Below are 13,526 nucleotides of genomic sequence, written 5' to 3'. Positions count from 1 at the left end.
ATCAATGTGCCCCCTGCAGCTGTCCTTCGGTGGTGCCCATGTAGGCTTCCATCACCTGCGGATTCTTCGAGACTTCGGCATACGGGCCTTCGGCCAGCACGGCGCCGCGCTGAAGCACGGTAATGGTGTCTGCAATGGTCGACACCACGCTCATGTTGTGCTCGACCATGAGAATGGTGCGGCCGGCCGACACGCGCTTGATGAGTTCGGCCACGCGATGCACGTCTTCATGGCCCATGCCTTGCGTGGGTTCATCCAGCAGCATCAGCTCGGGGTCCATTGCGAGCGTGGTGGCAATTTCGAGCGCGCGCTTGTGGCCGTATGGCAGGTTCACGGTCAGTTCGTCCGCCTGGTCCGCCAGGCCAACTTCGGCCAGCAGTTCGCGGGCGCGCGCATCGAGCGGCGCAAGCGTCTTTTCGCTCTTCCAGAAGTGGTACGAGGTGCCGAGTGCACGCTGGAGGCCGAGGCGCACGTTCTCCAGCAGCGTGAGGTGCGGAAACACCGCCGATATCTGAAAGGAGCGAATGATGCCGCGCCGGGCAATTTGCGCCGGCTGCTCGCCCGTGATGTCTTGCCCGTTGAAGAGAATCGTGCCGCTGGTCGGTTCGAGAAACTTTGTGAGCAGGTTGAAGCAGGTCGTCTTGCCGGCACCGTTGGGGCCGATGAGCGCATGAATGGAGCCGCGCACCACCGACAGGTTGACCTTGCTGACCGCGGTGAACCCTTTGAATTCCTTGGTGAGCTGGCGTGTTTCGAGGATGACGTCGCTCATCTCGCGAGGTCGCCCGGGTTCAGGAAAGATATGTCGGTCATGCGGTCCATCTCATGCGCCACTACCGAGCGCGGCCTGATTGTTGGTGGGCGCCCTGCAATTGCATACTGGGGCAAATGCCTATGCTGCAGTGCAACCAGTCGGCACCCGGAACCCTGGCCCTGCAGGACTGTCGTCACAACGACAATGGTTCATCGGTTCGAACCCTTACCCGCATACCTCACGTACTTCCCGTGTCTTCCATGCCGAACTTCCGCTCACCCGATTTCCTGTCTGACCACATCCTGAGCACGCTGGCGTTCTACGCGCCGGTCAACAGTGACGCTTCGGGCGGCTTCTTCCACTTCTTCAAGGACGACGGCACGGTGTACGACCGGCGCACGCGCCACCTGGTAAGCAGCACGCGCTTTGTCTTCAACCACGCCATGGCATACCGGCGCTTTGGCAACCCGCAAGACCTTGCGGCTGCGCGCCATGGCCTGGACTTCGTTCAGCATGCGCATGCTCGACCCGAAGGCGGCTATGCGTGGCAGATCGACTGGCACGATGCACGCGCCACGGTGCAAGACGGCACGCACCATTGCTACGGCTTGGCCTTTGTGCTGCTTGCCCACGCGCATGCATTGATGGCGGGAATCGACGAAGCGCGCGTGGGCCTGGAGCAAAGCTGGCAACTGATGGAAAGGCGTTTCTGGGAGCCGCAACATGCGCTTTATGCCGACGAGGCCACTCCTGATTGGCATCTAGGGGCCTATAGGGGCCAGAACGCCAACATGCACGCTTGCGAGGCAATGCTTGCCGCATACGGCGCCACGCAAGAGACTCGCTACCTCGATCGGGCACTCGCGCTTGCGCAGTCGGTAACGGGCAAGCTTGCCGCGCTGGCCGGCGGGCTGGTGTGGGAGCACTACCGCGAGGACTGGTCCATCGATTGGGACTACAACCGCGGCGACAAGAGCAACATTTTCAGGCCGTGGGGCTTTCAGACCGGCCATCTCACAGAATGGACCAAGCTGCTGCTGCAGCTTGAGCGGGCGCTTGTTGCGGCGGGGCGCGAGGCGGACTGGATCGTGCCGCGCGCCAGGCATTTCTTCGACACCGCCATGCTGCGCGGGTGGGACGCGGCGCATGGCGGTCTCGTCTACGGGTTCGGCCCCGATGGCGAGGTGTGCGACGGCGACAAGTACTTCTGGGTGCAGGCCGAGAGCTTTGCCGCCGCAGCGCTGCTGGCCGTGCGCACCGGCGATGAGGGCTATTGGAGCTGGTACGACCGCATCTGGGCCTACAGCTGGCAGCACTTCGTCGACCACCGGCACGGCGCGTGGTTCCGAATTCTCACGCCCGACAACCGAAAGATCGGCGACGAGAAGAGCCCGGCCGGCAAGACCGACTATCACACCATGGGTGCGTGCTACGACGTGTTGCGCGCGCTGGGCGCGTGACAAGCGCGCCCTCTTCGCGACTTGAAGCAGTGCCTAGTGCGCGCCTGCTGCGGCGTCGCCGCCCGCACCGCCCTTTTGCGGCCGTGCCAGCCACACCAGCGGAATCAGCAGCAGGAACAGGATTGCCGATGCGTAGAAGATGTCGTTCGCGGCCAGCATGAACGATTGCTGATCGACCAGGCGGTTGATCTGCCCCAGCACCTGCTCGCTGCTCAAGCCGCTGCTGGCAAGGCCGTTCATGGCACTGGCCGCCGCGCCGTTGCCCTGGTTCACCGATTCGGCCAGCTGCGAGTGATGCAGCGCCGCGCGGTTCTCCCACAGCGTGGTGGTGATCGAAGTGCCCATGGCGCCCGCGGTAATCCGCAGGAAGTTCGACAAGCCCGAGGCGGCCGGAATGCGGTCGGGCGTGAGGCCCGAGAGCGTGATGGTCACCAGCGGAATGAAGAAGAACGCCATCGCAATGCCCTGGATGATCGTCGGGATGATGATCGTCGCGAAGTCGGCCTGCGTGTTGAAGTTCGACCGCATCCACAGCACCAGCGCAAACACCAGGAACGAGAAGGTCGCGTAGCGGCGCGGGTCGATCTTGGAGACCGTAAGGCCCACCACCGGCGAGAAGAAAATCGCCAGCAGCCCCACGGGCGCCATGATCATGCCGGCTTGCGTTGCGGTGTAGCCCATCCATTGCTGCAGCCACAGCGGCAGCAGCACCACGTTGCCGAAGAACAGGCCGTAGGCCACGGCAGTGGCCACCGCGCCAGACCAGAAGTTGCGCCGCTTGAAGAGCGACAGGTCGACCACCGGGTGCTTGTCGGTCAGCTCCCAGATAAGGAAGAACGCGAAGCCGACCACTGCGACGACCGCCATCGTGACGATCTCGGGCGAATGGAACCAGTCGAGCTCCTTGCCCTTGTCGAGCATGAGCTGCATGGCGCCAACCCACAGCACCAGCAGCGCGAGGCCGATGGCGTCGATAGGTACCTTGCGCGTGGTGCTTTCACGGTCGCGGTAAAGCGCCCACGTGATGGCCGCCGCAACAATGCCCACGGGAATGTTGATGTAGAAGATCCACGGCCAGGAGATGTTGTCGGTGATCCAGCCGCCGAGGAGCGGCCCCATGACCGGCGCCACCAGCGTGGTCATCGACCACATGGCCATGGCAAGGCCGGCCTTGGCGCGCGGATAGCTAGACAGCAGCAGCGTTTGCGACAGCGGAATCATCGGTCCCGCGACGAAGCCCTGCAGCGCGCGGAACGCAATCAGCATGGTCATGTTGGGTGCCAGCCCGCACAGGAGCGAGCTGACCATGAACAGGATCACGCTCGCCATGAAGAGGCGAACCTGGCCGAAGCGCTGGGTCATGAAACCCGTGAGCGGCACCGCGATGGCGTTGGCCACCGCAAAGCTGGTAATGACCCAGGTGCCCTGGGTGGTGCTCACCCCCAGGTCACCCGAGATGGCCGGCAGCGACACGTTCGCGATCGACGAATCGAGCACGTTCATGAACGTTGCCGCAGAGAGCGCAACGGTGCCCCATACGCGGGCGGAGCCCTCGAGTGGCGGCGGCGCTACGTAAGCGGAAGCGGCAGCAGTGGCCATTGGCTTTGCCTTGAAAAGTTCGGCAGCCGCGATCAGCCGGGATGCGACTGCGATGCCGCCTGACCCGCATTGCCAGCGGTGGCGGCGGGTGCGGCACGGCCGGCGGCCGGCTGCGCAGAAGCTGCAGGCGTGCCGCGGCCGAGGTTGGCGGCCACGATGCGATCGACTTCAGCGTCGGCGCCGTCGTCGAGCTTGCTGTAGACCTGCGTCTGCGAAATGGCGGTGGCGCGCGGTGCGTCGGCAAGCATCTTTCCGCTCTTCTGCGTGATGTCGATCTCGGCGTCCATCGAAAGGCCGATGCGCAGCGGGTTGGCCTTGAGCTGCTCGGCGTCGAGCGCAATGCGCACGGGCACACGCTGCACCACCTTGATCCAGTTGCCGGTGGCGTTTTGCGCCGGCAGCAGCGCAAACGCACTGCCGGTGCCCACGCCCAGGCCCGCAACCTTGCCGGTGTACTCGACCTTCTTGCCGTACACGTCGGCGGTGAGCTTCACGGGCTGGTCGATGCGGATGTTGCGCAGTTGCACTTCCTTGAAGTTGGCATCGACCCACAGCTGGTTCAGCGGCACGATCGACATCATGGGCGTGCCCGCGGCCACGCGCTGGCCGAGTTGCACCGTGCGCTTGGCAACGTAGCCGTCGACCGGGGCGGGCATGGCAACGCGCTGGGTGGCCAGGTACGCCTCGCGCACCTTGGCAGCCGCTGCCAGCACGCTCGGGTGCTGGGCCACGCTGGTGCCTTCGGTGAGCGACTGGTTGCTTGCCAGCGCTTCACGTGCGGCCACCACGCCGGCCTGCGCCGCAGCGAGCTGGCTCTTTGCGTTGTCGAGCGCGGTTTCGGCGTGGTTGAGTTCTTCCTTCGAGACCGCACCGTTGCCCGAGAGCGCACGGCGGCGCTGCAGGTCGTCCTGCGCCTTGGCAATGTCGCTCTGCGCCTTGACGATGTCGGCCTGGCGCAAGCTGACCTGCGCAGCAAGGGAGCCATTGTTGGCGTACAGCGTGCGCACCTGGCGCACGGCCTGCGCCAGCGCAGCCTCGGCCTGCTCGAGCGACACCTTTGCATCGGCGGGGTCCAGTTGCACCAGCGGCTGGCCGGCCTTCACGAAATCGGTGTCGTCGGCGTTGATGGCCATGACCGTGCCGCCGATCTGCGGCGTGATCTGGATCACGTTGCCCTGCACGTAGGCGTTGTCGGTGTTTTCGTAGTGGCTGGCAACCAGCCATTCGTAGAGGCCCCAGCCGCCGCCGGCCACGACGACCACGGCCGCAAGCGCGGTGAGTGCGCGGCGGCGCTTGCCGTTTCCGGCGGGGGCTTCGGGAGTTACGGGGGCTGCAGTGGCAGCGGGCGTCGGAGTGTTGTTATCGCTCATGATGAAGTTCTTTCCGAAGACGAGAAAAGTCGGTTCAGTTCAGTGCGGCCGATGAAGTCGGTGCGTTGGCCGTGGCCGTGGTGGGCGGCTGCCAGCCGCCGCCCAGCGCGCGCGCCAGGCCCACTTGCGTGTCGAGTGCGCGGGCGGCAAGGTCGACCGCCAGCCGGCGTTGTGCGAGCACGGCGGTTTCCGCGGTGAGCACGTTCAGGTAGTTGCCAAGACCCGCCCGGTAGCGCTGCACGGCAATGTCGTAGGCACCTTCGGCCGCGGTCTGCGCGTCGCGCTGTTCGGCCTGCTGGCGCGCGATCGATTGCGCGCTGGACACCTGGTCGGCCGCATCGCGCACGGCGTCGAGCACCGTGGCGTTGTAGCTCTCGATTGCCGCGTCGAGGTCGGCCGCCTTGCCGCGCAGGTTGGCACGCAGCTGGCCGCCTTCGAAGATCGGCAGATGGATGGCGGGGCCAACGCCCCACTGCTCGCTGCCCGACTTGAGCAGCTTGCCGAAGCCGAGGCTCTGGAAGCCGACGAAGGCCGTGAGGTTCACGTTGGGGTAGAACTGCGTCCTGGCGTTGGCCACGTCGCTCGTGGCAGCCTCGACGCGCCAACGCGCGGCTGCAATGTCGGCGCGGCGGCCGAGCAGGTCGGCCGGAATGTTGGCCTGCAACGCGATGGGCTTGACGGCCTCGAGCATCGGCGCCTTGAGCGATGCGGACACGTTGGGCCGGCCGACGAGTGCATCGAGCGCGTGCTGCTGCAGCGCGATCTGCTCGTTGAGTGCTTCGATCTGCTGGCGCGCTTCGGGCAGGCCGCCTTCGCTCTGGCGCAGTTCAAGACGGGTATCGAGGCCGGCGGACACACGGTCGCGCACGAGCTTCAGTGTTTCATCGCGCTGCGCCAACGTGCGCTTGGCCACGCCGAGCTGCTCGTTGAGACGGGCCCATTGAAAGTAGCTGCGCGCCACGTTGCTGGCAAGCAGCACGCGCGCGGCATCGGCATCGGCCGCCGCGGCGTTGGCGCTGCCAATGGCTGCATCGAGTGCCGTGCGGTTCTTGCCGAAGAAGTCGAGCTCCCAGCTTGCACCAAGCTGCAGCAGGCCAATGTTCTGGGTGGAGCCGCCGAGCGGTGCGGGATAGATGTAGTTGCTGTTGAACTTCTGGCGGTTCAGGTTGAGCTCGCCGTTCACCTTGGGCTTCAGGGCCGACTCGGCAATATCGGCCGAGGCCTGCGCCCGTGCGAGGCGCGCACGTGCCACCTGGAGGTTCGGGTTGCCGTCCACGGCCTGGTCGATCAGCGTGTTGAGCTGCGCGTCGCCGAATGCTCTCCACCATTGGCTGTCGACACTGGGTACGACCGCTGCATTGGTGTCGGCGGCAATGCCAAGCGCAGACGTATCGCGCAGCTTGGCGTGCGAGCTGATGCCGGCCATGTCGGCACAGCCGGCCAGCGCAACCATGAGGAGCGCGGCGGCAACAACGGGGGTGCGGCGCATCGCGCGCGCGGCAAGGGATTCAGTCATTTTTTTCTCCACGGGCTGCAAGGGCCTGCGCGTTGTCGAGGATGCGGCGCAGGTAACCCTTGAGCTGCTCCCACTCCTGGTTGGTGAACCCCGCCAGGTGCTCGTTCTGCACGCGGCTGAGCACGTGCGGAACTTCCTTGGCGGCGGCACGGCCTTCTTCGGTAAGTTCGATGTTGACCACGCGGCGGTCTTCGAGCGACCGGACACGGCGGCACAGGCCCTTGGCCTCCAGGCGGTCGAGCAGGCGCGTCATGGCGCCGGCATCGAGCTCGCAAGCCCGGGCGAGTTCGGCAACCGTGGTGGCGGCACCGACGTGCAGTTTGTACAAGGGCAACCATTGGGGAAAGGTGGGGCTCCCGGGCTCGCACATGCGGGTTTCCACGGCCTGGGCTACCGCACTCAATATGCGCCGCATCAAATACCCGATGCTTTCCTCGGCCTTGTAGGTCTCGGCTCGGTAAAAGTCGGCCGGCCGCCGTTCGGGGTCACCGGAGGCGGAGGGGACTTGTGGGGTGTCTGCATCGCTCATGGCCGAAATATTAATTGCCCAAGCAATTATTGTCAAGGCCGCCTTTGCGGCGGCAAGGGTCGCTAGAATCCGCTTCATGGCTTCTTCTCCCCTGTCCTCACCGGCCAAGGGCTCGCCCCGATCACTGTCGGGCCTGAGCCCTTTTCTTCGGCCCTACCGCGTCCAGATCGTGTTGGCCGGAATTTTTCTGGTGATGGCCGCTGTCACGACGCTGGTGTTTCCGCTGGCGTTGCGCAGCCTCATCGACGGTGGATTGATCAGCACCGACAAGGGCGCGCAGACCATGGCCTTGCGGGAGCATTTCGGCGCCCTTTTCGCGGTGGCCGTGGCATTGGGCGTTTTTTCGGCGGCGCGCTTCTACACGGTGAGCTGGCTCGGTGAGCGCGTGACAGCCGACCTGCGCAACGCGGTCTATGGGCATGTGCTGCGCCAGAGCCCGGCGTTCTTCGAGACGACCCAGACTGGCGAAGTGCTGTCGCGCCTGACGGCAGACACCACGCTGGTACAGACGGTGGTCGGCTCTTCATTGAGCATGGGGCTGCGCAACGCCGTCATGGGCGTTGGCGCGCTGGCAGTGCTGATCTGGACCAATCCCTACGTGATGGTGCAGGTGCTGGGAATCCTGGTGCTGGTGGTGCTGCCGAGCATGTGGTTCGGCCGGCGCGTGCGCAAGCTCTCGCGCGCCAGCCAGGACCGCGTGGCCGATTCGAGCGCCATCGCGGCCGAAGTGCTCAACGCGATTCCGGTTGTGCAAAGCTACACGGCGGAAGCGCGCGAAGCCGGCCGCTTCAATGCGTCGACGGAGAACGCATTCAGAACCGCAGTGCGCCGCACAAAGGCGCGCTCGGTGCTGGTGGCGTTCATCATCATCGCGACTTCGGCGGCGCTGCTCTGGGGCCTCTATCAAGGCACGCAAGCCGTGCTGCGAGGCGACATCACCGCGGGCCACCTGGGCCAGACAGTGGTCTACGTTGCCATTCTTGCAAGTGCAACCGCCGTGCTCGGCGAGGTCTACGGCGACCTGCTGCGCGCCGCTGGAGCAACCGAGCGCCTGATGGAACTGCTGCATGCGCCGGCGGCCATCGTTTCGCCAGCAAATCCGGCGGCTGCGCCAGTCCCGGTTGCCGGCAGTGCAGTCAAGTTCGAGTCCGTCACTTTTCACTATCCTTCCAGGCCCGGCACTCCGGCGCTGAAAGACTTCAGCCTGGACGTCGCGCCCGGCGAAACGGTGGCACTGGTGGGTTCGAGCGGCGCGGGCAAAAGCACGGTGTTTCAGCTGCTGCTGCGCTACTACGATCCGCAATCTGGCCGGTTGCTGCTCGACAGTGCGCCCTTGGCTTCATTGGCTTTGCCAGACCTGCGCACGCGTATCGGCCTGGTGCCGCAGGACGCAGTAATTTTTTCGGCCAGCGCGTTCGAGAATATTCGCTACGGCCGCCCCGAGGCAACGGCCGACGAAGTGCACGCCGCTGCCCGCGCGGCCTTTGCACACGACTTTCTGCAGGCGCTGCCCGAGGGCTACGACACCTTCCTTGGTGAACGCGGGGTGCGCCTTTCGGGCGGACAGCGCCAGCGCATTGCAATTGCGCGCGCCATTCTCAAGAACCCGCCGCTGCTGCTGCTCGACGAAGCCACGAGCGCGCTCGATGCGGAGAGCGAGCGCATGGTGCAGGCTGCGCTCGAATCGGCCATGGAAGGTCGCACCACCCTGGTCATTGCGCACCGGCTTGCCACGGTGCAGAAGGCCGACCGCATCATCGTGCTCGATCATGGCGGCATCGTGGAACAGGGAACGCACGCCACGCTGGTGGCGCAAGGCGGGGTGTATGCCCGCCTGGCTGCCCTTCAGTTCACGGCCTGAACTGCGGAAAACTCGGCGGGTGGCAGCAGATTGCTGCGACTACTGAAGCGTTTCCTTGAGCGCCGCGGGAATCGGCAACGGCATGACCGGAATGCCCTCGTCGAGCAGCGCTTCGGTCTGCTCGCGGGTTGCCTGGCCGCGAATGCCGCGCTCCTCAGCCTCGCCGTAGTGCATCTTGCGCGCCTCATCGGCAAAGCGGTCGCCGACGTCTTCGGTCTTTGCAAGGACTTCGCGCACGGCGCGCATCCAGCGTGCCTCTGAAGACTGTTCGGCAGGCAACTGGGCCATGGCGGGGGCCGGTGACGCAGCGGTTTCCGCAGGCGCCTTGGCGTTGCCCAGATTGAGGCGCGGCGCGCTCAGCAGCTTGACGATGCGCGTGTCGGCACAGACTGGGCATTCGACCAGGCCGTCGGCGAGTTGACTTTCAAAAGCTTCGTTGGACGCAAACCAGCCTTCGAAGCCATGGCCGTGCGAGCAGCGGAGATCGAGAACCTTCATGCGCGGATTATCCCGCGCCGCCTTGCGAAGCGGTGCCCTGCCAGTCGAGTGCCCATGCGCCTGAAAGGACGTTCTGCAGCCACAGCGTGCAGGTGAGCGACTTGGCGTCGGTGATCTTTCCTTCGCGGCACCAGCCTGCCACTTCTTGGGGGGTGGCGGTGAACACGTCGAGAAACTCGCCGTGGTCGAGCTGGCGCGTGCCAAGCGAAAGGCCGCGCGCAAAGTAGATGTGGATGATTTCGGTGGAATACGCCACTGCCAGGTGCATGGCGCCTGCGTAGGCCCATTCGCGCGCGGTGTAGCCGGTTTCTTCGAGCAGTTCGCGCTGGCCGCACACCAGCGGATCTTCGCCAGCATCGAGCTTGCCCGCCGGAAACTCGATCATCACGTGCCCCACCGGATAGCGGTATTGCCGCTCGAGCACCACCCGGCCGTCGTCCAGCAACGGAACCACCACCACCGCGCCCGGATGAATCACGTATTCACGCGTTGCGGTGTGGCCATCGGGCAGGCGTACGGTGTCGCGGCGCACCTGGAGAAAGTTGCCCTTGAGCAGCAGCTCGCTGGCGGTGCGTTCTTCCTTCAGGTGCGAGTCGATGGCCGGATCAGTCATGTGAGTGCCTATGCTTCATCAGGTAGCGCCAGGTGAAGCCGGGAAAAGCCAGCACGATGAAAAGCGCGCCGGTCACTGCATAGAACTCCCAGCCTTGGGGAGCAATCTGCCCTGCCCGGCTCTCGAAAAGAAAGCCGATGCCGCCGGCAACAAAATACAGCACCACCAATTCAGCGAGCCGCACTGCGAGCGGCTTGGGCCGCGTGGCCAGCGGCACGACACCGAACAACCGCTCATTGAAGAACGGAAGGTTGGCCGCCACCAGCGCCACCAGCAGAACGACCCAGACCGAAGCGGTTTGCGACACCGTGAGCGAACCGGGATCAGTTGGCCAGCGTGGCCACGATCGCCTTGGCGCACAGCGTCATGAGGCCGCCGGGAACAATGCCCAGCACAAGAATGAGCAAGCCATTGACCGAGAGCACCGCGCGCACGTCGCGCGGCGCCGAAACGGTGCTGGCGGTAACGGGTGCATCGAAGTACATGACCTTGACCACGCGCAGGTAGTAGAAGGCGCCGATCAGCGACATGATCACTGCGAACACTGCCAAGCCGATGTAGATTGCCTGGCCCGATGCGATCAGCGCCTGGAGCACCGCAAGCTTGGCGTAGAACCCGACCAGTGGCGGCAGGCCGGCAAGCGAGAACATCGCAATGGCCATCACGCCGGCATACAGCGGGCTGCGCTGGTTGAGGCCGGCAAGGTCGGTGATCTCTTCGCTCTCAAAGCCTTCGCGCGCCAGCAGCAGGATGATGCCGAAGCTCGCCAGCGTGGTCAGCACGTAGGTCACGATGTAGAACATCGACGCGCTGTATGCGAACTGCGCGTTGTAGGTATTGCCGTTGACCACGCCCGCCACCAGGCCAAGCAGCATGAAGCCCATTTGCGCAATGGTCGAGTAGGCCAGCATGCGCTTGAGGTTGGTCTGAGCAATGGCGGCCAGATTGCCCACCAGCAGCGAAGCGATGGCCAGCAAGGCGAGCATCTGCTGCCAGTCGATGGCCAGCGGCAGCAAACCTTCCACCAGCAGGCGGATGATGATGGCAAAGGCAGCCAGTTCGGGCGCCGCGCCAATCAGCAGCGTAACTGCGGTCGGTGCGCCCTGGTACACGTCGGGCACCCACATGTGGAAAGGCGCCGCTCCCACCTTGAAGGCCAGGCCCGCAACGATGAAGACCAGGCCGAACACCAGCACCTGGTGGTTCACCTTGCCGCTGGCGATGATCTTGAACACCTCGTTCACGTCGAGCGAACCGGTTGCGCCGTAGAGCATCGACAGCCCGTAGAGCAAAAAGCCGCTGGCCATGGCGCCGAGCACAAAGTACTTCATGGCCGCTTCGCTGGCCACCGCGTTGTCGCGGCGCAGCGCCACCAGGGCGTAGCTGGACAAGGTGAGCAGTTCGAGACCCAGGTAGATCAGGAGGAAGTTGCTGCCCGAGATCATCACGAACATGCCCAGCAGCGCGAACATGCTGATGGTGAACAGCTCGCCGCCGCGCAGCATGTCGCGGTCTGCCGCATAGGGGCGGCCATAGACCAGCGTGACCATCAATGCAACCGTGGCAAAGCACTTGAGCCAGTTGCCCATGGGGTCGCTCACGACCATGCCGCCAAAGCCGTAGATCGTCTTGCCGTCGTTGGCGGCCATGCCGGTCAGCACGGCGACGACGGCCAGCGTGAGCAGCGTCAGGATGTAGGTGCGCGTGCGGCGGGCGCTGGTGGTCGACAGGTCGACCAGCGCAATGACGCAGGCCATGACCAGCAGCACGATTTCGGGGTAGATCGCGACCCAGCTGAGTTTGTCAATCATCTCGTTCTCTTCTTCAGCGTGGAATCAGGGCAGTTTGGAAGTTGCCACGTGGCGCAGGAGCTCCGTCACGGAAACGTCCATCACATCGGTGAATGGCTTCGGATAGATGCCCATCCACAGCACGGCAATGGCCAGCAGCGACAACATCAGGAACTCGCGGGCATTGATGTCGGTGAGCTCCTTGACGTGATCGTTGCCGACCGGGCCAAGGTACACGCGCTTGTACATCCAGAGGGTGTACGCCGCGCCGAAGATCAGTGCCGTTGCAGCGCCAAGGCCGATCCAGAAGTTGGACTTGACCGCACCCAGGATGACCATCCACTCGCCCACGAAACCGGCGGTGCCCGGCAGGCCGCAATTGGCCATGGCGAACAGCAGCGCGAAGGCGGCGAACTTGGGCATGGTGTTGACCACGCCGCCGTAGTCGGCAATCTGGCGCGAATGCACGCGGTCGTACAGCACACCGATGCCCAGGAACATGGCACCCGAGACAAAGCCGTGCGCAATCATCTGCACGATGCCGCCGGAAACGCCCAGCTCGTTGAAGATGAAGAAGCCGAGCGTCACGAAGCCCATGTGCGCAACGGACGAATAAGCCACGAGCTTCTTCATGTCTTCCTGCACCAGCGCCACCAGGCCGACGTAGATCACCGCGATCAGCGACAGCGCAATCATGAGCCAGGCCCATTCGTGCGATGCATCGGGAGCGATGGGCATCGAGAAGCGCAGGAAGCCGTAGGCACCCAGCTTCAGCATGATGGCGGCCAGCACCGCCGAGCCGCCGGTCGGCGCCTCGACGTGCACGTCGGGCAGCCAGGTGTGGACCGGCCACATCGGCACCTTGACGGCAAAGGCGGCAAAGAACGCGAAGAACAGGAAGGTCTGCGCCGTCGAGCCCAGCGGCAGCTTGTGCCAGCTCAGGATGTCAAAGCTGCCGCCCGACTTGTTGTACAGGTAGATCAGCGCCACCAGCATCAGCAGCGAGCCGAGCAAGGTGTAGATGAAAAACTTGAACGCCGCGTAGATCTTGTTCGGGCCGCCCCAGATACCGATGATCAGGTACATCGGGATCAGCGTGGCTTCGAAGAACACGTAGAACAGAATGCCGTCGAGCGCGGCAAACACGCCGATCATGAAGCCCGAAAGAATCAGGAACGCACCCATGTACTGGTTGACGCGCTCCGTGATTACTTCCCAGGCCGAGATCACGACCACCACGGTAATGAACGAGGTCAGCAGCACCAGCCAGAGCGACAGCCCGTCGACACCGAGGTGGTAGTCGACGTTGAAGCGCGCAATCCAGCTGGTCTTCTCGACGAACTGCATTGCCGCAGTGCCGTTCTGGAAGCCCGTGTAAAGCGGCACGGTGACCAGGAAGCTGACGATCGCACCGACAAGCGCGACCCATCGCACGCCCCTGGCGTTCTCGTCACGCCCAAACGCCAGCAGCGCGATACCGAATGCGATCGGCACCCAGATGGCAAGGCTCAACAAACCCATTTTTCTTTTTCTCCA

12 protein-coding genes are annotated in these 13,526 nt (G+C 64.4%); 2 read left to right on the top strand and 10 right to left on the bottom strand.

Annotated elements, in window-relative coordinates:
* Position 1: 1 nt before the first annotated feature.
* Positions 2 to 772, bottom strand: a complete 771-nt coding sequence (locus tag J2X67_RS07395; RefSeq protein WP_309951872.1) for an ABC transporter ATP-binding protein — start codon at positions 770 to 772, stop codon at positions 2 to 4.
* A gap of 242 nt (positions 773 to 1,014) precedes the next feature.
* Here J2X67_RS07395 and J2X67_RS07390 point away from each other — a divergent pair, with 242 nt between their 5' ends.
* Complete coding sequence (locus J2X67_RS07390) at positions 1,015 to 2,214, top strand: AGE family epimerase/isomerase (protein ID WP_309952500.1); 1,200 nt, start codon at positions 1,015 to 1,017, stop codon at positions 2,212 to 2,214.
* Positions 2,215 to 2,247: 33 nt separating this feature from the next.
* Here the strand turns inward: J2X67_RS07390 and J2X67_RS07385 are convergent, their stop codons facing one another.
* The 4 genes from J2X67_RS07385 to J2X67_RS07370 are packed head-to-tail and all read right to left on the bottom strand — an operon-like array spanning position 2,248 to position 7,228.
* Entirely contained in the window at positions 2,248 to 3,813 is a 1,566-nt protein-coding gene (locus J2X67_RS07385; protein WP_309951871.1) for a DHA2 family efflux MFS transporter permease subunit, read from the bottom strand.
* A 32-nt stretch (positions 3,814 to 3,845) separates the two neighbouring features.
* Positions 3,846 to 5,183, bottom strand: coding sequence for an efflux RND transporter periplasmic adaptor subunit (locus J2X67_RS07380; protein WP_309951870.1), 1,338 nt, complete (start codon positions 5,181 to 5,183; stop codon positions 3,846 to 3,848).
* A 34-nt stretch (positions 5,184 to 5,217) separates the two neighbouring features.
* The gene (locus J2X67_RS07375; RefSeq protein WP_309951868.1) at positions 5,218 to 6,699 is read right to left on the bottom strand and encodes an efflux transporter outer membrane subunit; all 1,482 of its coding nucleotides are present in this window, start codon (positions 6,697 to 6,699) and stop codon (positions 5,218 to 5,220) included.
* Entirely contained in the window at positions 6,692 to 7,228 is a 537-nt protein-coding gene (locus J2X67_RS07370) for a MarR family transcriptional regulator (RefSeq protein ID WP_309951865.1), read from the bottom strand. Before J2X67_RS07370 ends, J2X67_RS07375 begins: the two co-directional genes overlap by 8 nt.
* 76 nt (positions 7,229 to 7,304) lie before the next feature.
* On the opposite strand from J2X67_RS07370, the gene J2X67_RS07365 reads away from it, so the two are divergent.
* Positions 7,305 to 9,089 carry an ABC transporter transmembrane domain-containing protein gene (locus tag J2X67_RS07365; protein ID WP_309951863.1) on the top strand — a complete coding sequence of 595 codons (1,785 nt, stop codon included), beginning with the start codon at positions 7,305 to 7,307 and terminating at the stop codon, positions 9,087 to 9,089.
* A 39-nt stretch (positions 9,090 to 9,128) separates the two neighbouring features.
* Here the strand turns inward: J2X67_RS07365 and J2X67_RS07360 are convergent, their stop codons facing one another.
* From J2X67_RS07360 to J2X67_RS07340, 5 genes are read right to left on the bottom strand one after another with little or no spacing between them, the layout of a single operon-like run.
* Positions 9,129 to 9,587, bottom strand: coding sequence for a DUF1178 family protein (locus J2X67_RS07360; RefSeq protein WP_309951862.1), 459 nt, complete (start codon positions 9,585 to 9,587; stop codon positions 9,129 to 9,131).
* 7 nt (positions 9,588 to 9,594) lie between these two features.
* Entirely contained in the window at positions 9,595 to 10,200 is a 606-nt protein-coding gene (locus tag J2X67_RS07355; protein WP_309951860.1) for an NUDIX hydrolase, read from the bottom strand.
* Positions 10,193 to 10,507, bottom strand: a complete 315-nt coding sequence (locus tag J2X67_RS07350; RefSeq protein ID WP_309951858.1) for a DUF2818 family protein — start codon at positions 10,505 to 10,507, stop codon at positions 10,193 to 10,195. Before J2X67_RS07350 ends, J2X67_RS07355 begins: the two co-directional genes overlap by 8 nt.
* Positions 10,508 to 10,523: 16 nt before the next feature.
* Positions 10,524 to 12,011 carry an NADH-quinone oxidoreductase subunit NuoN gene (gene nuoN, locus J2X67_RS07345; protein ID WP_309951857.1) on the bottom strand — a complete coding sequence of 496 codons (1,488 nt, stop codon included), beginning with the start codon at positions 12,009 to 12,011 and terminating at the stop codon, positions 10,524 to 10,526.
* Positions 12,012 to 12,035: 24 nt separating this feature from the next.
* Positions 12,036 to 13,511 (bottom strand): NADH-quinone oxidoreductase subunit M, encoded by a 1,476-nt coding sequence (locus J2X67_RS07340; RefSeq protein ID WP_309951856.1) that lies wholly within the window; start codon positions 13,509 to 13,511, stop codon positions 12,036 to 12,038.
* Positions 13,512 to 13,526 lie beyond the last annotated feature (15 nt).

The sequence above is a fragment of the Variovorax sp. 3319 genome (genome assembly GCF_031456585.1).
GTDB classification, from domain to species: domain Bacteria; phylum Pseudomonadota; class Gammaproteobacteria; order Burkholderiales; family Burkholderiaceae_C; genus Variovorax; species Variovorax paradoxus_P.
This window is presented reverse-complemented; position numbering and strand designations above follow the sequence as displayed.

Coding starts and splice junctions, on each gene's coding strand:
- J2X67_RS07395 (WP_309951872.1), bottom strand. CDS start 772: ATGAGCGACGTCATCCTCGAAACACGCCAGCTCACCAAGGAATTCAAA.
- J2X67_RS07390 (WP_309952500.1), top strand. CDS start 1,015: ATGCCGAACTTCCGCTCACCCGATTTCCTGTCTGACCACATCCTGAGC.
- J2X67_RS07385 (WP_309951871.1), bottom strand. CDS start 3,813: ATGGCCACTGCTGCCGCTTCCGCTTACGTAGCGCCGCCGCCACTCGAG.
- J2X67_RS07380 (WP_309951870.1), bottom strand. CDS start 5,183: ATGAGCGATAACAACACTCCGACGCCCGCTGCCACTGCAGCCCCCGTA.
- J2X67_RS07375 (WP_309951868.1), bottom strand. CDS start 6,699: ATGACTGAATCCCTTGCCGCGCGCGCGATGCGCCGCACCCCCGTTGTT.
- J2X67_RS07370 (WP_309951865.1), bottom strand. CDS start 7,228: ATGAGCGATGCAGACACCCCACAAGTCCCCTCCGCCTCCGGTGACCCC.
- J2X67_RS07365 (WP_309951863.1), top strand. CDS start 7,305: ATGGCTTCTTCTCCCCTGTCCTCACCGGCCAAGGGCTCGCCCCGATCA.
- J2X67_RS07360 (WP_309951862.1), bottom strand. CDS start 9,587: ATGAAGGTTCTCGATCTCCGCTGCTCGCACGGCCATGGCTTCGAAGGC.
- J2X67_RS07355 (WP_309951860.1), bottom strand. CDS start 10,200: ATGACTGATCCGGCCATCGACTCGCACCTGAAGGAAGAACGCACCGCC.
- nuoN (WP_309951857.1), bottom strand. CDS start 12,011: ATGATTGACAAACTCAGCTGGGTCGCGATCTACCCCGAAATCGTGCTG.
- J2X67_RS07340 (WP_309951856.1), bottom strand. CDS start 13,511: ATGGGTTTGTTGAGCCTTGCCATCTGGGTGCCGATCGCATTCGGTATC.